Source organism: Bradyrhizobium sp. CCBAU 11430, assembly GCF_028128855.1.
GTDB classification, from domain to species: Bacteria; Pseudomonadota; Alphaproteobacteria; order Rhizobiales; family Xanthobacteraceae; genus Bradyrhizobium; species Bradyrhizobium ottawaense.
This window is the reverse complement of sequence record NZ_LBJV01000073.1, coordinates 267407-288279: the sequence shown is the minus strand read 5'-3', so window position 1 is coordinate 288279 and position 20873 is coordinate 267407. Positions and strand designations below refer to the sequence as shown.

Below are 20873 nucleotides of genomic sequence, written 5' to 3'. Positions count from 1 at the left end.
GACGGTGGCGATCACCGCCCACGGCCGCTAACATGCGCAGCAACATCGCGAAGGCCCGTTGGGAGAATTGAAATGCCAGTCGTCACTTGGGATCACGTCCATCTGCGCAGCCCCGATCCGGAGGCCACGGCGGCCTGGCTGCGGGACATCCTCGGTGGCGAGATCGTGCACGCGCCGGGACGGATCGACGTGAATCTGGGCGGCGCCAGGATCTTCATCGCGCCGCTCGAGGGCGACAACGCCGTCAACCCGCCGCCTCCGCACCCGCATCAGGGTCTCGACCATTTTGGCCTGACGGTGAAGGACATCGATGCCGTTGCAGCCGAGATCAAGGCCAAGGGCGTCACGTTCACGCGCGAGCCGACCACGATCCGGCCCGGCGTGCGCATCTGCTTCATCCGCGGCCCCGAAGGCATCTCCATCGAGCTGCTTGAGCGCGACAAGAAATATACCTGATCCGGCGCAAGCTCCAGCACTCCGCGTCCAGTGCAACGTTTGTCATGCATTTCGCGGGCCAACCCTGATTCGCAGGCGGCCGGCCTCGCCCCGTCATCAGACCGTCATGACGACGTCACTCACAAGCCGGAACAACTACGGCTCGCGGCGGCAACTTCCCGTGGCCGGCCGGCAAACTGCCGCGTTGCGCGAGAGAATGCGCTTTGGCATAAAAGCGGGACCGGTTACGCCATTGGGCGATGGCGGCCGGCCTGCGGGACGTTATGAAAAACGGTCTCTATTCGATTCACGTGACCCTGCTCGATGGTCGAGCCGGCAAGGGCAGCGGCGTGATCCTTTTTCGCGACGGCAAGATCCTTGGCGGCGATGCCTACCTCTATTACACCGGCAGCTACGTGGTGAAGGACAACAACACCTTCAAAGGCGAAGTGCTGGTGCAACGACACACCTCGCCGCGGGGCGACGACAATCCTCTGTTCGGCGGCCCTGCCCCCGTCGGCATCGGCCTCAGCGGCACCTTCACGGACACGCGCGCGGAGATGACGGGCACGGCTCTCGTCGGCAAGGCCAGCCAGATTTTTGGCGCGACGCTGCACAAGCTCGCCGACTTCGACTAGACGCACGAGCTATTCCGCAGCCTGCTCCAGCGGCGCCGTGCGCGGCAGGATGATCTGGATGCGGGTGCCACTGCCCGGTTCGGAATCGAGATCGAGCCGCCCGCCGAGCCGGTTGGTGACGATGCTGTAGACGATGTGCAATCCAAGACCGGTGCCGCCCTGGTCGCGCCGCGTCGTGAAGAACGGATCGAAGGCACGGCGTCGGACGTCGAGTGACATGCCGCAACCATTGTCCGAGAAGATGATCTCGACATTGTCCTTGCCGGACTCGCGGACCTGGATGTCGATGGTTCCCGGCCGGCCGTCCGGGAAGGCGTGCGCCACCGAATTGAGAAACAGATTGGTCAGCACCTGGCCGTACGGGCCCGGATAGCTATTCATGGTGAGATCGGGCTGGCACTCGACATTGAGCGTCAGATTGTGCTTGCGCAGGCCCGGCCTCAAACTCATCACCACCTGCTCGGTGAGGTCGCCGAGATCGAAGCTGCGCTGATCCGAATAGTTGCGGTCGGCGGCGACCTGCTTGAACGACTGGATCAGCTCGGCGGCGCGATTGAGATTGGAGACGAGCTGCGAGGATGCATCGCGGCTGGTGTTGAGGAAGTCGTTGAGCGTGGAGCGGCGCAGCTCGCCGCGCTCGACCTCGGAGGTGAACATCGCGGTCTTGCGCTCCAGCGCGGAGGCGACCGTGAGGCTGATGCCGACGGGATTGTTGACCTCGTGGGCGACGCCGGCGACGAGGCGTCCGAGCGCGGCGAGCTTCTCGGCCTCGATCAGCGAGGCCTGGGTCTCGCGCAGATTGCGCAGCGCGGTCTCGGCGGACTCCTTGGCCTTGCGCATCTCCTGCTCACCGCGCTTGCGCTCGCCGATGTCGAGCGCGACGGTGACGATCCGCTCGATCTCGCCCTCGGCATCGAGCAGCGGCAGCTTGTTGACCAGCCATTGCCGCATGTTGCCGGCGGAGTCCTTGTACTCCTCCTCATAGAAGCCGAGCCCCTTGCGGATGCTGAGCACGCGCTTGTCGTTCTCGTCGGTCTTGGCCGCGCCGTAGCGCGACATCAGGTCGGCCGTGGTGCGGCCGAGCGCGTCGCCGGGTTCGATGCCGAAGATGCCGGCCATATAGCGGTTCATCAGCACATAGCGCAGGTCGCGGTCCTTGACGTTGATCACCGCCGGCACGGTGTCGATGACCTGCTGGAGCAGGCGCCGGCCTTCGGCGATGGCGTCTTCCGCCGCTTCTGGTCGGTGATGTCGCGCAGCGTGCCCTCGTAGCGGACGATGTTGCCCGCTTCGTCCCGCACGCCGGTGGCGCTGTCCGAGAGCCACAGGATGTCGCCGCTGCGCTGGCGCACCTGGTACTCGAACTCGCGCACCATGCCGTCGCGCGCCATCAGCCGCTGGTATTCGACGCGTGCCTCGGGATGGACGTAGATGGTGTGGGCGATGTCGTTGATGCTGTCGATGAGGTGCTGCGGGCTGTCATAGCCCATCATCCGCGCCAGCGCCGGATTGGCGTTGAGCAGATCGCCGGCCGGCGTCGTCACATAGATGCCGTCGACCGAGCCCTCGAACAGCTTTCGGTAGCTCTCTTCGGCGAGGCGCTGCTCGGTGAGCGCGCGCACCGCTGCCTCGCGCGCCGTGTCGGCCTCCTCCAGCGCGCGGCGGAACACTTCGGCTGCACGCGCGATGTCGCCGATCTCGTTGTCGAGGTCGGCCGACGGGATCGAGGTGTCCTTCCGGCCCGCCGCAAGCGCGCGGATGGAGCGGGCGATCTGGGCGAGCGGACGCACCGTCCTGCGCACCACGAACAAGGCAGCGCCGATGCCGATCAGCACGCCGATGGTGCCAAGCACGATGCTCTGCCATCGCGCTTCCGTCAGCGTCCGGGCGAAGTCGCGCGACAGCACGTGGCCGCGCCGGTCGCTGACCTCGCGCAGCAATTCGGTGACGCGACCGATCAGCCGGCCCTCGGTTCCCAGCACCTCGCGGTCGATGTCGGCGATCTGCCGCTCGCGAACGGCCACGGCCATGATGGCCTCGGCATAATCGTTCACCGCCGATTTCAGCCGGGCATCGACAATGTTCAGGGCCCGCATGTTCTGCGCGGCCTGCTCGGCCGCGGACGGGTTGCGCGCGAGCAGCCCGAGCGCGATCCGGCTCTGCGCCTCCGACAGGCGCGATGCCAGATCACGGTCGGCCGCACCGGAGACAGCCACATCGAACTGTTCGCGCAGCGGCGGCAGGCCGGCGAGCAGCTGGGCGCGGCGATCGATCAGGGTCGATATCCGCTCGAGGCCGTTGCGATAAGTCGCGAGCCGCTCGGTGACCCCGTCGATCATGTCCTGCTGCTCGGGCGCGAGCTCGATGCGGGTCTTCTTCAGGATGTCGCTGAGCGTCGAGGCCGCCTCGCCGACCTGCTTGAACTGGATGCCGGCGCCGGGATCGGTGACGAAGTCGCGCGCGGCAAGCCGCAACTCGTTCATGCGGCGATCGATGTCCTCGGCGAGGTCACCGACGCTCTGGAGCCGCTGCAGCTCGGCGAAGGTGGTGTCGATGTGCCGGATCGCGATCACGCTCGCGGTCGACGTGACGATGATCACCGCCAGCACCAACAGGAAGCTGCCGAAAGTGAGCTGGCCGATGGAGAGCGAGAATGTTCGCTTTTTCTCAGGGGTCGGCGTCAATTCGGCGGACATTGGGCTTTGAGGGACCGGGATATTGGAGGCCCAATATACGACGTATTGCGGCCCCGGGGAAACATGCCTCGGGCCGCCGATTATCCTTAATATTGGGGGCGTCGAAGCCCCCTTGCCCGATCTATGACGGTTTGACGCTTGCCTGCCGCCGGGCCGGGATCGTCATGGCGGCGACGCCGAGGACGACGCAGGCAAGCCCGATCCAGGCGGTCTGGCTCAGGCTCTCACCGAGGAAGGCGACGCTGATGGCGACCCCGATCGGCACCCGCAGATAGGCCTGCGCGGTGGTGCCGACCGAGCCCAGGGTCTGGATCAGGCGGAAATAGATCGCAAACGCCGCGGCCGTCGAGAACACGGCGAGCGCGAGCAGTGCCAGCACCGAGCTCGGCGACGGCGACAGCGTCCAGGGCTGCTCGACCACGAGCGAGGCCGGGATCAGGACCGCCGCCCCCGCCAGCAGCGAGCCGGCAGCGGGTGCCATGGGGTCGAGGCCCTTGAAGCTGCGGCCGAAGATCGCGGCGCAGGCGTAGCAGATGGTGGCGGCGACGATGGCCGCCTCCGCGAGGAGACCGCTGCCGATGTCGTGGAAGGCATCGACGCCGACGATCAGCAGGATGCCGGCCATGCCCGCGATCACGCCGAACAGCTTTCGCGGGCTTGTCGCCTCGTGGCGGGTGACGACCGCCGTGAGCAGGAAGGTGAAGATCGGTCCGGCCGAGTTGAGGATGGTGGCGAGCGCGGCATCGACATGGCGCTCGCCCCAGGCGATCAGCGTCCAGGGAATGACGCTGTTGAGCACGGCCTGGAAGGCGAAGCGCTGCCAAGCCGCTGCGTCCATCGGCATCCTGATGCCGCGCGCCCACATCACGACGAGCAGCAGGAGGCCCGCGATCGTGGTCCGCGCCGCGATCAAGGTAATTGGGGGAATGGTGGCGACGCCGAGCTTGATGAAGGTGTAGGAGCCGCCCCAGAGCGTCGCGAGCGCGACCAGGAGCGCCAGCTCGACGGCGATGTTGGTGTCCTGCCGGCTGTCCATTCCGCGCGCTCCGTCCCGTTGTCAGGGACGGAACCTAGCGCGTCTGCGGTCGCAGATAGTTCGTTACGTGTCGAAGTGTATTAGCCCACCGCCCCGACCTCGAACACCTCACCGTCATAGCCGGCTTCGCGGGGGATACGGAGCTGGCGGCCGGTTTCGGTCTTGGTCATCACGGGCATCACCGTGACGATCGACATGCCCTTGGCATGGTCGAGCGCGTCTTTCACGCTGCGCTGCTTCGCCAGCCGGATCAGATTGCGCGTGGTCGGAAACGGCAGCTTGAAGCGGCCACTCTCGCCGCCCTCCACCGCCTCGCGCGGTGAGACCCAGATCGAATCGGTCGACTCCCTTCCGTCATGGGCGCCGAGCTGGTCGGGTGGCGCCGCGGCAAGGAAGAACCATGTGTCGAAGCGCTTGGGCATGCCCTCCGGCGTGATCCAGTGCGCGTAAGGCACGAGCGTGTCGAGTGCGAGCTGGAGCCCGTTGTCGGCGAGAATGTTCAGAAAGCTGATCTTGTGCTCGTTGAGCGCGACGCGGTGCTTGTCGGCGATCTCGCCGGCACGCCTGGCATCGACAGGCGCGCTCGTCCCCTTTGACCGCGCCAGCAGGATGCCGCTCTCTTCGAAGGTCTCGCGGATCGCCGCGATGCGAAAACCGCGATCCGCCTCGCTGAGGCCTTCACCGCCCGAATACAGGTCGGAGCGCGCGACGATCTCGTTGTCGCCGGCATCGACGCTGCCGCCGGGAAACACCAGCGCGCCCGAGTTGAACACGATCTGATGATGGCGGACCATCATGAAGACCTCGATTTCGTCGCGGCTCTTGCCGTCGACCGTGGGGCCGTCGCGCAGCAGGAGGATCGTCGACGCCGGGCGTGATGCTGATGTTTCGGCCATCCAACTAACCTGCCGCGCTGGATTGCGGGCCGAGATTGGCGCGCTTGTCGACGCGGGCGACGCGCGACAGCAGGTATTCGACCTCCGCCTTCGCCGTCGCCGTGATGGTCGCGCCGGGCTTGCGCTGGGCGCTGGAGGCGATGATGCCGCGCTTCTGCAGCACGTATTTGCGGATGGTCAGGCCGACGCCGGGCTGCTGCTCGTAGCGGATCAGCGGCAGATGCGCGTCGAACAGATCATGCGCGGCATCGCGCTTGCCGGCCTTGGAGAGGTTCACGACGTCGATCAGAAGCTCCGGGAAGGCGTAGCCGGTCATGGCGCCGTCGGCACCGCGCTCCATCTCGAAGTCCAGGAACGTGCCGCCATTGCCGCAGAGGATCGAGAGCGGACGGAGCGAGCCGTCCTTCTGGAAGCCGCGCAGGGTCGTGATCTTCTCCAGTCCCGGCCAGTCCTCGTGCTTGAGCATCACGCAGTTCGGATTGTCCATGACGATCTTGCGGATCACGGCGGGGGTGAACACCACCGACAGGGTCAGCGGATAATCCTGGAGCACCCAGGGCACATCCGGCCCGATCGCCTCGGCCGCCTGCTTGAAATAGCCGACGATCTGGTCGTCGGTACGCAGGCTCGGCGGCGGCGCGATCATGACGCCGGCCGCGCCGGCGTCCATCGAGGCCTTGGCCAGCGAGCGCATGGTGGCAAAGCCGGGCGCGGAGACGCCGACGATCACCTGCATCTTCCTGGCACGCTTGACGAAGCGCACCGCCACCTGCTCGGCCTCGGCGGCATCGAGCTTCGGCGCCTCACCGAGGATGCCCAGCACCGTGACGCCGTCGCAGCCGACCTCCTCGTAGAAATCGGTCAGGCGATCGATCGAGCGCTCGTCGATCCGGCCGTCGTCGTGGAACGGCGTCGGCGCAATTGCGAAAGTGCCCTTGGCGTCGGCGGTCAGTTTCATCTAGTCCTCGTCTCTCTCTGTTGTCATTCCGGGGCGCGACGCAGTCGCGAGCCCGGAATCCATAACCACGATCCGGAGTATGGATCCCGGGCTCACGCTTCGCGTGCCCCGGGATGACGGCCTTCTAGAACCTCCGCGCGCCCATCTTGATCTGCTCCTCGGAGAAGAAGATCTCCTTGGCGTGATCGGCGATGTCCTGGGCCTTCCAGCCCGTGTGCGGCGGTTTCCAGCCTTCCATTTCCATCATCCGCATCTCGCGCACGCCGCGGGGCCCGGACACGCCCAGCACCTTGCCGGTCTGGTCGCCCGACAAGTCGCTGACCATGTATAGCACGGCCGGCGCGATGCCGTCCGGCCCCAGCGCCGCCGAGGGGTTCTCCTTATAGCGGGGCAGGTCTGCGGTCATGCGGGTCAGGGCGCCCGGGGCCAGCGTCCAGATCCGGATGTTGTATTTGCGGCCCTCGATCGCCAGCACGTTGGACAGGCCCCAGATGCCGCCCTTGGCCGCGCCGTAATTGGTCTGGCCGAAATTGCCGATCAGCCCTGATGTCGAGGAGGTGTTGACGATGACACCGCCGCCATTTTCCCGCATCCAGCGAAACACCGGCATGGTGCAACAAAAGGTGCCCTTCAGATGCACCTTGATGACCTTGTCCCAGTCGGATTCGCTGGCCTTTGCGAAGGTCTGGTCGCGCAAAATGCCGGCATTGTTGACGAGGATGTCGGCGCGGCCGAAATGCTTGATGGCGTCGTCGAACACCGACTGGCCGCCCTCCATGGTGGAGATATCGGCGCCGTTGGCGACCGCCTTGCCGCCCTCGGCCGTGATCGCGTCCACCACGAGTTGCGCCATCGACTTGTCGACGCCGGAGCCGTCACGGGGACCGCCGAGGTCATTGACGACGACCGAGGCCCCCTCCCGCGCAAACAGCTTCGCGTAGGCCTCACCGAGCCCGCCGCCAGCGCCGGTGATCAGCGCGACCTTGCCGTCGAGTAGTCCCATGGTGGCCTCTCCCTTGCTCTTATTGTTTCGCGTCCCGGACGCGATGCAGCGTGAAACGCTGCTTCGCAGAGCCGGGACCCAGCTCTTTGCTACCGCCTCTGGGCCCCGGCTCTGCAGCGCATCACTGCGTGCTGCGCTGCGTCCGGGGCACGAGACTGCCCTAACCTAAGACCGTCTTGCCGTTCTTGATCACGGTGACGCCGCGCGACTTCACCTTCGCTTCGAACGAGATCGTGTTGCCGTCCCTCCAGAGGTCCATGGTCACGGTCTCGCCGGGATAGACCGGCGAGGAGAACCGCGCGACGTGCTGGCGGAATGCGCTTGCGTCGTAATCGGCGTAGGTCTGAAGCACGCCGCGGCAGGTGATGCCGTAGGTGCACATGCCGTGCAGGATCGGACGCGGGAAGCCGGCCTTCTTGGCGAACTCGGGATCGCTGTGCAACGGATTGCGGTCGCCGCAGAGGCGATAGACCAGCGCCTGGTCGGGACGCGTGGTGATGTCGATGGTCTTGTCGGGCGTGCGCGAGGGGATCTTGTGCGGATCTGGCTGGGTCAGGCTCGGCCCGCCGAAGCCGCCGTCGCCGCGGGCAAAGCGCGAAGCGACGAGTGTCGCGAGCTTCTCGCCCTTCTCGTTCTTGAGCACCGTCTGGTGCGCGATGACGACGCCCTTGTCCTTGCCCTTGTCGTAGACCTCAACGACGGAGGAGTCGGCCGTGATGTGCGCGGCCACCGGCAGCGGCTGGTGGAAGGTGATGTCGCGCTCACCGTCGACGACCATGACGCGGTTGAGGTTCATCTCGCCCGGGCCCGCGCCCCAGGCTGCGACGGACGCAAACGTCGGTACCACCTTCAGCGGCCGCGGCGTCAGCGTGCCCTCATTGACGAAGGCGAGCTCCTTCTCGTCCATGGGATCGGCGCCGAGGCCGATGCCATAGGCGTAGAGCATCACCTCGCGGTCGGTGTAGGCGTATTTCTGGCCGAGGTTTTTCAGGCCTTTGAGCTCTTCGTATCTGGCGGACATTTTTTTGGTTTCCTCCGGCATTTCTCTCAGCGAGCAACGGCGCTCGTTAATGTGCCCTCTCCCCTTGTGGAAGAGGGCCGCGAGAGCCGTGCGACAAACTCATTTGGGTGAGGGGTTGGCTCCTCGGCAAAAGTCTCTCTGGGAAGAGAACCCCTCATCCGGCGCTTTGCGCCACCTTCTCCCACAAGGGGAGAAGGGAAGAAAGCAATCAGGCCGGTGTGAAGAACGGCAGCGGTGCGCCGTCGGTCGGCTTGAACACCACCTTCACCTTCTGACCGATCTTCAGCTTCTCGAGATCGCAGTCGACGAAATTGGTCTGCACCGACGGCCCCTCCTTCAGCGTGACGTAGCCGATGGCATAGGGCCCGGTCGGCGATTTCCGCATCAGGCTCCAGGTGTAGATCGTGCCCTCGCCCGACGCTTCCTCCCACACCGTCTTGTCGGAGTAGCAGAACGGGCAGATCGAGCGCGGGAAGTAATGCGCTTCGCCGCACGCCGTGCAGCGCTTGATCATGAACTTGCCTTGCTTGGCTGCGTCCCAGAACGCTGCGGTCTCGGGGTTCGTCACCGGAGCCGGATATTTCTTTGCATCTACCATCACACGCGCTCCAGAATGGCCGTCGAGGCGGCGTGGCGGACGCCCAGGAGGCCGCCGGTGCCGTGGGCAATGGCGAGATCGCAATTCCTGACCTGCACCTTCGGATGCGCCTCGCCGCGCAGCTGCCTGACGGCCTCGATGATCTTGGTCATGCCGCCGCGGTTGACGGGATGGTTGCTGCAGAGGCCGCCGCCATCGGTGTTGAACGGCAGCTTGCCGACGCCCGAGATCAGATTGCCGTCGGCGACGAACTTGCCGCCCTCGCCCTTCTTGCAGAACCCGAGATCCTCGAGCTGCATCAGCACCGTGATGGTGAAGCTGTCATAGATCGAGGCGTATTTGATGTCCTTCGGCGTGATGCCGGCTTCCTCGAACGCGCGCGGGCCGGACCAGATGCCGGCGGAGTACGTGAGATCGAGATCCTTGCCGCCGCGCGGGCCCTTCATGGCTTCGCCATGGCCGATCAGCTTGACCAGCGGCTTCTTCAGGCTCTTGGCAATCTCCGGCGTCGTCACGATCAGCGCGCCGCCGCCGTCGGAGACGACACAGCAATCCATGCGATGCAGGGGATCGGAGATCATCGGCGAGTTCAGGACGTCCTCGACGGTGACGACGTCCTTGAGCATCGCATGCGGATTGTATTGCGCGTGATGGGAGGCTGCGACCTTGATCCAGGCCAGTTGCTCCGAGGTGGTGCCATAGTCGTGCATATGGCGCATGGCACACATGCCGTAGGCATTGTGCGTGGTCGCGCCGTAAGCGGATTCGAAATCGACCTCGGCGCCGGCCGCACGCGGCGGCATCGCGCCGGTACGCGGCTTGCCGGCGAGCGTGATCAGCGCGATCGAGCACTTGCCTGCCGCGATCGCCTCAGCGGCGTGGCCGAGATGGATGATGTAGGAACAGCCGCCGGTCTCGGTGGAATCGACGTGGCGGAGCTTTTTGGTGTTGAGGCCGAGATAATCGACCATCGGCCAGGCGCCGCCCGGAGCATCGCCCGCGCAGAAATAGCCGTCGACGTCGTCCTTGCTGATCCCGGCATCCTCGATCGCGCCCTTGGCGACCTCGGCATGGAGCTGGGCGGTGGATTTGTCCGGCGCATGCCGGGTCGGGTGTTCGTAGATCCCGGCAATGTAGGCCTTGCCCTTGATGGTCAAACTTCAGGTCTCCGCTGGCTTTTCTTATTTGCCCCGTTTTTCTGAACCGCACTGGGCAGATTGGCAAGCGCGGAAATATTCCGCCCCGCGAGAGGGCCGCGGACTGGCGCAAGTGGGGTCTGTTCTGGTGTCCCGGACGCGCTGCAACGCTTCAGCGTTGCTGCGCAGAGCCGGGACCCATGCGGCCGCGTTTTCGTTGCGAGATGGGCCCCGGCTCAGCAGCGCATCACTTCGTGCTGCGCAGCGTCCGGGGCACGAGACCTTGTCCTGCAGACACGCCCCCGCATCCTCGCGGCATGTTTCGCCCGAGCTTTGCTTCCGTCTCGCTCCCTCCTTGAACAGAGGGCGCAGGGAAGACCGGGTGCCGGCTGGGCACCCACGGTCCGCTGTGCGCGATTGCGCGAAGAACAGATGCACAGCGGCATACAGGTGCGGCCAAACATCCGGCCTTCCCTGCGCAGTGGCTTTACGGCTTATGTCGCGCTCTCCCCGGGGAGCGATGCACTATTGCCCCCGTCGCCTTGCGAGCGAAGCGCAAGACTTGACGCCAGCCTGCGGGCGTCAGGACCACACGATTTTGCCGTACGCGAGACCGCGCCCGTCGTGCACGAGACAATCGCCCGCGCGACGCAGCCCGCGTCCACCGCCACTCACCCCGCGTTTCGTGACGATCGCGATACGCCCCTCTTGAGGGATGAGGTGGCGGACCGATACGACAATTCCGAATTTCGGTAAAGTGGAATGTTTTTGCGCGCGGGGATTGACTCGTCTCTTGGATGTTTCGCCCGGCGGTAACACAAGGGGTGGTGTCGCAGGGTGGGCAAAGCGAAGCGTGCCCACGTCCTTTGCGCAATCATGGCGAGGTCGTGGGCACGGCGCTTCGCGCCTTTGCCCACCCTACGGGACCTTGCGCCGTCCCAACCAGTTGCCTTCCGTCAGGTCGGGCTGTGCGGCACGGGCCTCAGCGGATGCCTCCGCAGCGAGCTGTGAACATTGCTCGCTCGTCCGATACGAGGGGTGAAAGACAGACTCTTCGCTACGAGGCGGTGCTCGGGCGCGCGCGATAACGGAACGCGGTCAGCCCGGCGAACATCAGGCCGAGGACGAGAAGAACAGCGCCTCCCTTCACGCCAAAACTGTCCTGGTGTTGGCGCTCGGCCGCGTCGTCGACGATCAGGGGCCGCGCATCAGGTCTGCCCGTGAGATAGCGGATCCTGATCTGTCTGACGGTCTGGACGCCGTTGCGCGTGATCTGCCGCCAGAAGGCCGGGCTGATATGGGTCGGTCCGTAGGCCTGCTGTCGTCCGCTCTTGTCGGTCCACGCCAGCGTCACGAGATAGCTCGGGGCCTCACCGGCCTTGTTCACCTCACCGTAGGCGCGGGTAACATCGGCGGTAGCTTCATCGCCATGGGCGAGGATCTCATTCAACGTGCTTTGCTCAATGTAGGAGTTCACCAGCATGTAGCCGCCGAACGGAAGCATCACAGCAGTCAGGGTCCCGAGGATGTAAGGAAAGGGACGCCTTGCTCCGGCGGCGATCGTCGCACTCCCCGGCCCGCCTCGACGCGCCGACCATGCCTGCCATCCGATCACGAGCATCACGAGCACGGCGCAAACGCCCGCTCCCGCCGCCATGAACCTGGACGTGGACCGGATATGGCTCAGATGGTCGTCGAGATCTTCGACAATGACCGGAAGCGATGAATCGTCGTCAACGGCCTGGATTGGGATCGTCAGGAGCTTGAGCTGATTGCCAACCATGATCCGCGCCGCATAGGCAGCACTGACCGCTATGCCCGTGCGCTCGCGCTGGACGCCATCCCTGCCGGTCCACTGCAATCCGATCGACAGACTTTCGTCGACATAGCGCGGCCAGCCGCCGTCAAACACGAACGGAAACCGCGGCGAGACGACTTTGGCCGAAATGATCTTTCCGGTGGTGCCATAGCCATCGCGCATGACGCGTTCGATGGCATGCTGATTCCAGAACATCCCCAACGCCGCCAACACACCGACGGCCAGAAACAGAATCAACACAGTGCGCAATGACATCGATCATCGCCCCGCATAGCGCACGGCCGCATCGCCCGGCGCGCTTCACTATCGCAAGTTGCTGATATCGCGCGGCCACAACTCTTGTCAAACGGATGAATTTAGTCCGTAGGGAAAAAGCGACTTGTCCGCTGTAGCTCGAAGGGCGACGGCGGAAGCGTGCCCACGTCTTCTGGTGCAGTCGTGGCGAGATGGTGGGCACGGCGCTTTGCGCCTTTGCCCACCCTACGAGAGCGCCTTATTCCTGGAAGGAGTGCCGTAGGGCGGATTAGCCGAAGGCCTAATCCGCCGTATTGATCTCCACGGCAACGGACGTGGCGGATTACGCTTCGCTAATCCGCCCTACAGCACCTACGGAACCGCCCTACTCCGCCGCGATCTGCCTTGGCGCGGGCGGCGGGCTCGCGAGATCGGCGGCGAGCTGGGCGTAACGCATCTTTGCGTCCGCGACAGCTTTCTCCTTCACCGGGCCGTAGCCGCGGATGCGGTCGGGGAGTGAGAGCAATTCCACGGCGGTGTCGATCGTGACCGGCGACAACAGGCCGAGCACGGTGGCGACGTCCTTTTCGTAGCCGGCGATCAAATCACGCTCGAGCTTGCGGTCGGCGCTGCGGCCGAAGATGTCGAGCGGCGTTCCGCGCAGGAATTTGAGTTTCGCCAGCACGCCGAAGACGTTCAGCATCCAGGGGCCGAAGGCGCGCTTCTTCGGGCGTCCCAGCGCGTCGAGGCCGCCGCCGAGGATCGGCGGCGCAAGGTTGAAGTTGAACTTGAAGTCGCCCTCGAACTGATCGCGGAGCTGCTGGGCGAAGGCGCCGTCGGTGTAGAGGCGCGCGACTTCGTATTCGTCCTTGTAGGCCAGCAGCTTGGCGTAGTTCACTGCGACCGCGCGCGGCAACGCATCGCCATAACCGCCCTTCACCGCGGCGTCGCGCACCTGGTCGATCAGCTTGCGATAACGCTTGGCGAGACGGCTGTTCTGATAGGCCGTGAGGTGCTTGGCGCGGTGCTCGATGACTTCATCGAGCGTCATGGCCTCCAGCGTCTTGGGCGCTGCGACCTGGTCCGTGCCCTTCAGCATGTCGGCAAGACGCGCGGGATCGGCGACCGCGAGGCGACCTAGGCGGAAGGCCTCCTTGTTCATCTTGATCGAGACGCCGTTGACCTCGATCGCCTGCTCGATCGCTTCCGCCGAGAGCGGGAACAGGCCTTTCTGATAGGCGTAGCCCATCATCATCATGTTGGTGGCGATGCTGTCGCCGAGCAGCTGCTCGGCCGGCTTGGTGAAATCGAAGAAGACCGAGTCCTTGTGCAGCGCCGTTTCCAAGAGCCCATTCAGCTTGCGGGTCTGGAAATTGAAGTCGCGGTTGAGGACGAAATCGGCGGTTGGAATGACGTGGCTGTTGATGATGCCGCGGGTCCGGGTGGAGTCGCAGAGCGAGATCGTGTCCTTGGCGACCGCGACCACCTCGTCGGCGGCGAGCACGAGATCGGCCGTGCCGGTGACGATGCGCGAGCAGGTCACTTCCGCGGGATGATCCGACAGGCGGACATGGCTGAGCACCGCCCCGCCCTTCTGTGCAAGGCCCGACATGTCGAGGATCATCGAGGCCTTGCCCTCGATATGGGCGGCCATGCCGAGCAGCGCCCCGATGGTGAGAACGCCGGTGCCGCCGACGCCGCCGACCGCGATGTTATAGGGCTTGTCGAGTGTCGGCCGCGACGCCGGCTCGGCAATCGCACCGATGTCGGAGAGGTCGGCCGGCGCGCGGTGGCGTGGCTTGCCGCCATCGACGGTGACGAAGGACGGGCAAAAGCCCTTCAGGCACGAATAGTCCTTGTTGCAGGAGGACTGGTTGATGGCGCGCTTGCGACCGAACTCGGTCTCCAGCGGCTCGACCGAGATGCAGTTCGATTGCACCGAGCAGTCGCCGCAGCCTTCGCAGACGGCCGGATTGATCATGACGCGGCGCGCCGGATCCTCCATCAGGCCGCGCTTGCGGCGGCGGCGTTTTTCCGCGGCGCAGGTCTGCACGAACACGATTGCCGATGTGCCCTTGTGTTCCCGGCACATCTTCATGACGTTTTGCAGCTCGTCGCGATGGTAGAGCTTCACGCCCGGCGCGATGGTGCTGGCCGGATAGGCATCGGGCGCCTCCGAGACAAGATAGATCTCGCGGATGCCTTCGGCGTGGAGTTGATGGGTGATCTGCTGCGGCGAGAGATCGCCGTCATGGCGCTGGCCGCCGGTCATGGCCACCGCGTCGTTGTAGAGGATCTTGTAGGTGATGTTGGTCTTGGACGCCACCGCCTGGCGGATGGCGAGAAGGCCCGAGTGGAAATAGGTGCCGTCGCCGAGATTGGCGAAGATGTGGTTCTCGTTGGTGAAGGGTGCGATGCCGACCCACGGCACGCCCTCGCCGCCCATATGCGTAAAGGTCTCGGTCGAGCGGTCCATCCACAGCGCCATGAAGTGGCAGCCGATGCCGGCGAGCGCCCGGCTGCCTTCGGGGACCTTCGTCGAGGTGTTGTGGGGACAGCCGGAGCAGAAATACGGGGTGCGGGAGACAGGTGCGACCGCTTGCATCTGGGTGGCCTGACGGCCGTTGAACCAGTCGGCCTTGGCGCGGAGCATCGAAGCAATCTCAGGGTTGAGATCGAGCTTGAGAAGTCGCTCGGTAAGCGAGGTCGCAAGCGAGGCAACGCTGAGCTCGGCGGCGAAGGTCAGGAAGCGCTTGTCGTGCTCGTCCATCTTGCCGACGATGCGCGGGCGCACGTCATCGCGCCAGTTGAACAACACCTGCTTGACCTGGTTCTCGACAATCTCGCGGCGCTCCTCGACGATGAATATCTCTTCGAGGCCGATGGCGAATTGATGCACGCCTTCCGGCTCCAGCGGCCAGGGCATGCCGATCTTGTAGAGGCGAAGGCCGATCTTGGCGGCGACCTCTTCGGTGACGCCGAGCTCGCGCAGCGCCTGACGGACGTCCTCGTAGCTTTTGCCCGACGCCATGATGCCGAAACGGGCGTTGGGCGAATCCATGGTGATGCGGTTGACCTTGTTGGCGCGCGCAAAGGCGATCGCGGCAAAGCCCTTGTAGTCCTGCAGCCGACGGTCCTGCTCGAAGCGATCGTCGGGCCAGCGCAGATTGAGTCCGCCTTGCGGCATCTCGAAATCGGCGGGGATGATGAACGGCTTCATCTCGTCGGTGAGATCGATCTCGGCGGTGGTCTCCACCGTCTCCGTGATCACCTTCATGCCGACCCAGCAGCCCGAATAGCGTGACATGGCGATGCCGAGCAGCCCCATCTCGATCATCTCGTGGATGCTCGAGGGATAGAGATACGGCATCAAGGCCGACATGAAGGCGTGGTCGGATTGATGCGGGACGGTCGAGGATTTTGCGCCATGGTCGTCGCCGGCAAGGCACAGCACGCCGCCGTTCTTGGCGGAGCCTGCGGCATTGCCGTGGCGGAACACGTCGCCGCAGCGATCGACGCCGGGGCCCTTGCCGTACCAGATGCCGACCACCCCGTCGTATTTCGCGCCGGGCGAGAGGTTAAGCTGCTGCGAGCCCCAGATGGCGGTGGCCGCCAGATCCTCGTTCACGCCGGGCTGGAACTTGATGTTGTACTGTTCGAGATGCTTGCGGGCGGCAAACAGCTGCTGGTCGTAGCCGCCGAGCGGCGAGCCGCGATAACCGGAGATGAAGCCCGCGGTGTTGAGGCCGCTGGCGCGGTCGCGCCGGATCTGGGCCATGGGCAGGCGGACCAGGGCCTGGATGCCCGTGGTGAAGACATGCCCGGTTTCCTGGGTGTATTTTTGATCGAGACTGATCGGACCCTGGTTGATGCCCATGCTGTCCTCTTTTTGCGCCCTGTTCAGGTCTTGCTGACTTAAGCCGTTGCCTTCCCGTTGTTTTTAGCTAGGGCGCGCCGACCAGTTTCGCCACTCTATGTCGGATATTTCACGATCCGCATCACAAATCTGGACCAAAGGGAGCGCCGGGTAAAAATCGCAACTTCGTGGCCTGAAACACGCTGGGCATTTTCAATTTGTGTCACCATACCCCCACTGTGGCGAAACGAACTGATGCCCCTGTCGTGCCCGATGCGGGCGATTGGTCGCAGGAGAGGCTTCGATGCGGACGATTCTGACTGGCTCGGCTCTCGTCGGCCTGGCGTTGTGCAGTGCGGTTGCAAGCGCAGCCCGCGCCGCCGAGCCGTCGCCGGAGCTGATCGCCTACGGCAAGACGCTGGTCGAGGCCGGCGACTGCGCGGGCTGCCACACCGCCGATCCGGCAAAACCGTTCGCGGGCGGCAAGCGCATCGACACGCCATTCGGCGCGATCTATGCGCCGAACCTGACCCCGGACCGCGACACCGGGATCGGCGCCTGGCTGGATGCCGATTTCACCCGCGCCTTGCGCACTGGCGTCGCGCCCGACGGGTCGAACTACTATCCGGCCTTCCCCTATCCCTACTTCACGAAGATGACGAAGGACGACACGCTGGCGATCCGCGCCTATCTCGGCACGCTTGCGCCCGTCGTCAGCCGCAACAAGCCGCCGGAGCTGCGCTGGCCGTTCGGCTATCGCGGCCTGATGCGGGTCTGGAACGCGATGTATTTCAAGCCCGGCCTGTACGAGCCGGACCAGAGCCAGAGCGCGGCGTGGAATCGCGGCGGCTATCTCGTCACCGGGCTCGGTCATTGCGGCGCCTGCCACACACCGAAGAACTATTTTGGCGCGGACAAGCAGGCGCAGGCGCTCTCGGGCAACGAGGTCGGTGGCTGGTACGCGCCAAGGCTCGACGGCGCTTCCCGCACGGGCCTGAAGTCGTGGAGCGAGGCGGACATCGCCGAATATCTGCAGAGCGGGCGCAATGTCAGGAGCCATGCCGGCGGGCTGATGGCGGAGGTCGTCGTCAACTCGACCTCGAAGATGAGCGATGCCGATGTGCGCGCGATCGCGGTGTACCTGAAGAGCCTGCCGCCGTCGCGGCGCGAGACGATCGTGGCGCCGCCTGATGATGCCGAGATGAAGGCGGGCCAGGCGGTCTACGCAAAGCTCTGCATCGCCTGCCATGAAGCCGACGGCTCGGGTGCGCCGCGCATCTATCCACCGCTGCCGGGCAATGCGCTGCTGCAATCGATCAATCCGTCCTCGACGTTGCGCATCATTCTCGACGGCGCCCACACCGTGACCACACCGCGCGCGCCCAACACCGGCGAGATGCCGCCCTATGCCAGGCTGTCCAATGAGGAGATCACGGCGGTGACGAACTACATCCGCAACTCCTGGGGCAATGCGGCCCCGCTGGTGACGCCGGCGCAGGTGGCGAAGGCCAGGAAGCAGGAGTAGCTCCATCCCCGTCATTGCTGTAACGACGATGTGGATGGAGTGAGGTCACGTAACCTCTACCTCTCCTCGTCCCCGGTGAACACGAATTTCGGCATCTCCCATTTGTAGCGCACCGCGAGCAGGCGCAAGCTGAGACCGAGCACGAAGGTCAGGATCGTCCAGAGCTCGGCGTTGAGGTTGAGGCCGAAGGCGGTGGCGTAGAACAGTCCCGTCACGACCGAGACGCTGGCGTAGAGCTCGGACCGAAACAGCAGCGGCACGTCGTTGCAGAGCACGTCGCGCAACACGCCGCCGGCGCACCCGGTCACCATGCCCGAGACGATCACGATCGGCAGCGAAGCATCCATCTGCCAGGCGACGTCGCAGCCGGCCATGGTGAAGACGACGAGCCCGATCGCGTCGAGCACGATGAAAGCGACCTTCAGCCGGTGCACGAGGCGCGCGAACAGAATGGTGAGGAAGGCCGCACCACCGGCCAGCGCCAGATAGATCGGATTGGCGACCCAAACCAACGGATAGTGCCCGAGGAAGAGATCGCGCAACGTGCCGCCGCCAAGCGCGGTGATGCAGCCGAGGAAGCACACACCTAACCAGTCCATGCTGCGGCGTCCGGCAGCAAGTGCAGCCGTCATGCCCTGGGCGGCTATCGCAACCAGGGACAGGAAATGCAGCACGGTATCGCTTGGCGGCAAACTCCACATTGGCTTGTTCCCTCGCGATTGTCCTCGTCGCAGCCATGGAACTCGCGTCAGTTCCCGAATGAACAGGTTCCCGATTCCCGGTGGCGGGGCAACACGCGACGAAAGCATAAGGAGGCGCGGAACAGAATCTCGCATCCACGGGTTGTCCGGGCGTCACAACCGAGGAGACAATCGATGGCTGACGACCGTTTTCCCAACGATCCGTACCGCCCGAACCTCGCCGACGATGAGTATCTTCGCGCGGCGCGCCGGGATGGCGACCTTCAGGCCGATCCCGAGCTGGGCGAAGGCCCCGCCTCCAGCGGCAAGGTTGCGTTATTCGCCGTTGCGATTGCACTGGTGCTGGGTGCCGTGTTTTACGGCCTGAACAATACGACGACTGGCAACCAGGCCAGCAACGCGCCGGCGACTCAGACCGCACAGCAGGCGCCTCCTGCCAATCCGGCCGCGCCTCCCGGTATGCGCGACGTGACGCCGCGCAACAACACCGAGCCGGGCGTGACGACGGGTGCGGCGCCGACCAAGCCGGCCCCGGACACGCAGAAGCCGTCTGACGGCGCGAAGTAACACTTCGCAATAGCGCGTGAAGCGGCGGGACTCAAAAAGTCCCGCCGCTTTTTCGTTGTGTTCCTAGCTGAACATCTTGTTGAGTTCGCCGCCGGGATAGCCGCTGCCGAGCTCGGTGAATGTCCCCTTCTCCGCCATCTCCTTTGCCGCACGCATGAAGCCGCCCCAGGCGGCGCGGGCGAGCGAGCCGCCGACGCTGATCCGGCGCACGCCGAGATCTTCGGCCTGCTGCAACGACAGGCCGGAGGCGCCGATCAAGAGGTTGAACGGCTTTGGTGCGACAGCCTTCACCACAGCAGAGATGTCCTCGCGGGTCTTCAGGCCCGGCGCATAGAGGCAGTCGGCGCCGGCATCGGCGTAAGCGGTGAGCCGGTCGATGACGAGCTTCAAATCGGTCACGCCCCACAGATAGGCTTCGCAGCGGCCGACCAGCAGCGTGCCGCTGTCGCCGATCGCCTTGCGCGAGGCCTTGATGCGCTCGACCGCGAGTGCGCGATCGTAGAGCGGCTTGTCCTTGTCGCCGGTGGAATCCTCGATCGACAGGCCGGCGACGCCGGTGCGCACGCAGCGCTCGACATTGTCCGCGACCCTGTCCGGCTCGACCGCAAAGCCGCCCTCGAAATCGGCGTTGACGGGGATGTCGACGGCCGAGCTCAATGCTGCCAGATGCTGACAGACGTCCTCGACGTTGACGTGGTTGTCGGCCTTGCCGATGGTCCAGGCAAAGCCCGCGCTCGACGACGCAATCGCCTTGAAACCGAGATGCTGCAATGCCTTGGCACTGCCGTTATCGACCGGATTGGGCAGGATGAAGCAGCCGCTTTCGTGCATCTTCTTGAAGGTGGCGCGCTTGTCCGCGGTCGTGACGTGCATGTTTCTTCTCCCTTTGTTGGCCGCGCAGACATAGGCGCCCTAACCTGGCAGCGCCAGTGCGCGCCTGGCAGCGCCAGTGCGCGCCCGGCAGCGTTAGTGGGCGTCGTGCACCGCCCGGCTGTCCTTCGGCGCCTGCTCGCGATCATTCATGCCGTAGTCTCTGACCACGCTGGCGATGCGCAGATGATAATCGGCAAAGATCTGCGCCCGGCCCTTGGCCTGGGTGCGGCGGTGCTCCATCGTGTTGCGCCAGGCCTGCACCGCCGCCTCGTCCCGCCAGAACGACACCGACAGGATCTTGCCCTTCTCGGTCAGGCTCTCGAAGCGCTCGACCGAGATGAAGCCGTCGATGGTTTGCAGGATCGGCTTCAGATCGGCTGCGAGGTCGAAATAGTCCTGGCGGTGTTCCGGCTTCGGCCAAACCTCGAAGATCACGGCGATCATGGGCATCTCCTGCTGCTATCGGACCTACAATACCACCTTGCGCAGGAAGGTGCGCTCTTCCGCGAGGATGAATTTGTGTTCCTCGGCGAAATGGAAATTCGCCATTCCTTCCGCGTCCTGCCGCAGCCGCGCGCGATAGGCCTCGTATGCGGCCAGACTCTCGAAGCTGATCAGACCGAAGGCGATGTTGTTGGTGCCTTCATGCGGCATGAAATAACCGATCAGGTCACCGCCGCATTTCGGGATGATGGTGAGCCAGCGCTTCGAATATTCCTCGAACTGCGCGCGCTTGAACGGGTCGATCTGATAGCGGATGAAGACGGTGACGGACATGATGGGCTCCTGGGTTTCCGTCGTCACTGCAAGCCGCGAAGTCTCGTAGGGTGGGCAAAGCGACTTGTCCGCCGTAGCTCGAAGAGCGAAGGCGGAAGCGTGCC

Annotated in this window: 17 protein-coding genes and 1 pseudogene; 4 read left to right on the top strand and 14 right to left on the bottom strand. The window is 64.8% G+C overall.

Annotated features, from left to right (window positions below; genetic code table 11):
- The first annotated feature begins 72 nt into the window (after positions 1-72).
- Both XI04_RS36230 and XI04_RS36225 read left to right on the top strand, forming a co-directional pair.
- Positions 73-456 carry a VOC family protein gene (locus tag XI04_RS36230; RefSeq protein ID WP_028140965.1) on the top strand — a complete coding sequence of 128 codons (384 nt, stop codon included), beginning with the start codon at positions 73-75 and terminating at the stop codon, positions 454-456.
- Between the two features lie 263 nt (positions 457-719).
- Positions 720-1073, top strand: coding sequence for a GrlR family regulatory protein (locus XI04_RS36225; protein ID WP_028140966.1), 354 nt, complete (start codon positions 720-722; stop codon positions 1071-1073).
- 9 nt (positions 1074-1082) lie between these two features.
- On the opposite strand, the pseudogene XI04_RS36220 reads toward XI04_RS36225, so the two are convergent.
- The 10 genes and pseudogenes from XI04_RS36220 to XI04_RS36175 form a co-directional block, all read right to left on the bottom strand.
- Positions 1083-3769, bottom strand: a pseudogene (locus XI04_RS36220) (PAS domain S-box protein).
- A 121-nt stretch (positions 3770-3890) separates the two neighbouring features.
- On the bottom strand, positions 3891-4805 hold the full coding sequence (locus XI04_RS36215; protein WP_095426242.1) for a DMT family transporter: 915 nt from the start codon (positions 4803-4805) through the stop codon (positions 3891-3893).
- Positions 4806-4885: 80 nt separating this feature from the next.
- Positions 4886-5701, bottom strand: coding sequence for an NUDIX hydrolase (locus XI04_RS36210; RefSeq protein WP_271623904.1), 816 nt, complete (start codon positions 5699-5701; stop codon positions 4886-4888).
- A 4-nt stretch (positions 5702-5705) separates the two neighbouring features.
- Positions 5706-6659: a dihydrodipicolinate synthase family protein gene (locus XI04_RS36205; RefSeq protein ID WP_038973499.1), complete on the bottom strand. Its 954-nt coding sequence runs from the start codon at positions 6657-6659 to the stop codon at positions 5706-5708.
- A 124-nt stretch (positions 6660-6783) separates the two neighbouring features.
- A complete protein-coding gene (locus tag XI04_RS36200; RefSeq protein WP_212475352.1) occupies positions 6784-7662 on the bottom strand; it encodes an SDR family oxidoreductase in 879 nt (292 codons plus the stop codon).
- A 160-nt stretch (positions 7663-7822) separates the two neighbouring features.
- Positions 7823-8683 (bottom strand): MaoC family dehydratase, encoded by an 861-nt coding sequence (locus tag XI04_RS36195; protein WP_038950420.1) that lies wholly within the window; start codon positions 8681-8683, stop codon positions 7823-7825.
- Between the two features lie 208 nt (positions 8684-8891).
- Positions 8892-9281, bottom strand: coding sequence for a Zn-ribbon domain-containing OB-fold protein (locus XI04_RS36190; RefSeq protein WP_014494555.1), 390 nt, complete (start codon positions 9279-9281; stop codon positions 8892-8894).
- Positions 9281-10438, bottom strand: coding sequence for a thiolase domain-containing protein (locus tag XI04_RS36185; RefSeq protein ID WP_028140973.1), 1158 nt, complete (start codon positions 10436-10438; stop codon positions 9281-9283). Before XI04_RS36185 ends, XI04_RS36190 begins: the two co-directional genes overlap by 1 nt.
- Before the next feature lie 1036 nt (positions 10439-11474).
- Positions 11475-12491 (bottom strand): hypothetical protein, encoded by a 1017-nt coding sequence (locus XI04_RS36180; RefSeq protein WP_085971852.1) that lies wholly within the window; start codon positions 12489-12491, stop codon positions 11475-11477.
- A gap of 364 nt (positions 12492-12855) precedes the next feature.
- On the bottom strand, positions 12856-16347 hold the full coding sequence (locus XI04_RS36175) for an indolepyruvate ferredoxin oxidoreductase family protein (protein WP_271608877.1): 3492 nt from the start codon (positions 16345-16347) through the stop codon (positions 12856-12858).
- A 283-nt stretch (positions 16348-16630) separates the two neighbouring features.
- Here XI04_RS36175 and XI04_RS36170 point away from each other — a divergent pair, with 283 nt between their 5' ends.
- Positions 16631-17851: a c-type cytochrome gene (locus XI04_RS36170; protein WP_095426237.1), complete on the top strand. Its 1221-nt coding sequence runs from the start codon at positions 16631-16633 to the stop codon at positions 17849-17851.
- A gap of 56 nt (positions 17852-17907) precedes the next feature.
- On the opposite strand, the gene XI04_RS36165 is transcribed toward XI04_RS36170, so the two are convergent.
- Entirely contained in the window at positions 17908-18552 is a 645-nt protein-coding gene (locus tag XI04_RS36165; protein ID WP_028140976.1) for a trimeric intracellular cation channel family protein, read from the bottom strand.
- Positions 18553-18726: 174 nt separating this feature from the next.
- Between XI04_RS36165 and XI04_RS36160 the strand changes: the two genes are divergently transcribed.
- Positions 18727-19119, top strand: a complete 393-nt coding sequence (locus tag XI04_RS36160) for a hypothetical protein (RefSeq protein WP_028140977.1) — start codon at positions 18727-18729, stop codon at positions 19117-19119.
- Between the two features lie 63 nt (positions 19120-19182).
- Here the strand turns inward: XI04_RS36160 and XI04_RS36155 are convergent, their stop codons facing one another.
- The 3 genes from XI04_RS36155 to XI04_RS36145 form a co-directional block, all read right to left on the bottom strand.
- Complete coding sequence (locus XI04_RS36155) at positions 19183-19992, bottom strand: isocitrate lyase/PEP mutase family protein (RefSeq protein WP_028140978.1); 810 nt, start codon at positions 19990-19992, stop codon at positions 19183-19185.
- A gap of 93 nt (positions 19993-20085) precedes the next feature.
- Positions 20086-20436, bottom strand: coding sequence for an antibiotic biosynthesis monooxygenase family protein (locus XI04_RS36150; protein ID WP_026202720.1), 351 nt, complete (start codon positions 20434-20436; stop codon positions 20086-20088).
- A 24-nt stretch (positions 20437-20460) separates the two neighbouring features.
- Positions 20461-20769: an NIPSNAP family protein gene (locus tag XI04_RS36145; protein WP_018322300.1), complete on the bottom strand. Its 309-nt coding sequence runs from the start codon at positions 20767-20769 to the stop codon at positions 20461-20463.
- Positions 20770-20873: the final 104 nt, after the last annotated feature.

What these genes read in the sequence shown, in the direction of transcription:
- XI04_RS36230 (WP_028140965.1), top strand. Translation starts at nt 73, where the DNA reads ATGCCAGTCGTCACTTGGGATCACGTCCATCTGCGCAGCCCCGATCCG.
- XI04_RS36225 (WP_028140966.1), top strand. Translation starts at nt 720, where the DNA reads ATGAAAAACGGTCTCTATTCGATTCACGTGACCCTGCTCGATGGTCGA.
- XI04_RS36215 (WP_095426242.1), bottom strand. Translation starts at nt 4,805, where the DNA reads ATGGACAGCCGGCAGGACACCAACATCGCCGTCGAGCTGGCGCTCCTG.
- XI04_RS36210 (WP_271623904.1), bottom strand. Translation starts at nt 5,701, where the DNA reads ATGGCCGAAACATCAGCATCACGCCCGGCGTCGACGATCCTCCTGCTG.
- XI04_RS36205 (WP_038973499.1), bottom strand. Translation starts at nt 6,659, where the DNA reads ATGAAACTGACCGCCGACGCCAAGGGCACTTTCGCAATTGCGCCGACG.
- XI04_RS36200 (WP_212475352.1), bottom strand. Translation starts at nt 7,662, where the DNA reads ATGGGACTACTCGACGGCAAGGTCGCGCTGATCACCGGCGCTGGCGGC.
- XI04_RS36195 (WP_038950420.1), bottom strand. Translation starts at nt 8,683, where the DNA reads ATGTCCGCCAGATACGAAGAGCTCAAAGGCCTGAAAAACCTCGGCCAG.
- XI04_RS36190 (WP_014494555.1), bottom strand. Translation starts at nt 9,281, where the DNA reads ATGGTAGATGCAAAGAAATATCCGGCTCCGGTGACGAACCCCGAGACC.
- XI04_RS36180 (WP_085971852.1), bottom strand. Translation starts at nt 12,491, where the DNA reads ATGTCATTGCGCACTGTGTTGATTCTGTTTCTGGCCGTCGGTGTGTTG.
- XI04_RS36175 (WP_271608877.1), bottom strand. Translation starts at nt 16,347, where the DNA reads ATGGGCATCAACCAGGGTCCGATCAGTCTCGATCAAAAATACACCCAG.
- XI04_RS36170 (WP_095426237.1), top strand. Translation starts at nt 16,631, where the DNA reads ATGCGGACGATTCTGACTGGCTCGGCTCTCGTCGGCCTGGCGTTGTGC.
- XI04_RS36165 (WP_028140976.1), bottom strand. Translation starts at nt 18,552, where the DNA reads ATGTGGAGTTTGCCGCCAAGCGATACCGTGCTGCATTTCCTGTCCCTG.
- XI04_RS36160 (WP_028140977.1), top strand. Translation starts at nt 18,727, where the DNA reads ATGGCTGACGACCGTTTTCCCAACGATCCGTACCGCCCGAACCTCGCC.
- XI04_RS36155 (WP_028140978.1), bottom strand. Translation starts at nt 19,992, where the DNA reads ATGCACGTCACGACCGCGGACAAGCGCGCCACCTTCAAGAAGATGCAC.
- XI04_RS36150 (WP_026202720.1), bottom strand. Translation starts at nt 20,436, where the DNA reads ATGATCGCCGTGATCTTCGAGGTTTGGCCGAAGCCGGAACACCGCCAG.
- XI04_RS36145 (WP_018322300.1), bottom strand. Translation starts at nt 20,769, where the DNA reads ATGTCCGTCACCGTCTTCATCCGCTATCAGATCGACCCGTTCAAGCGC.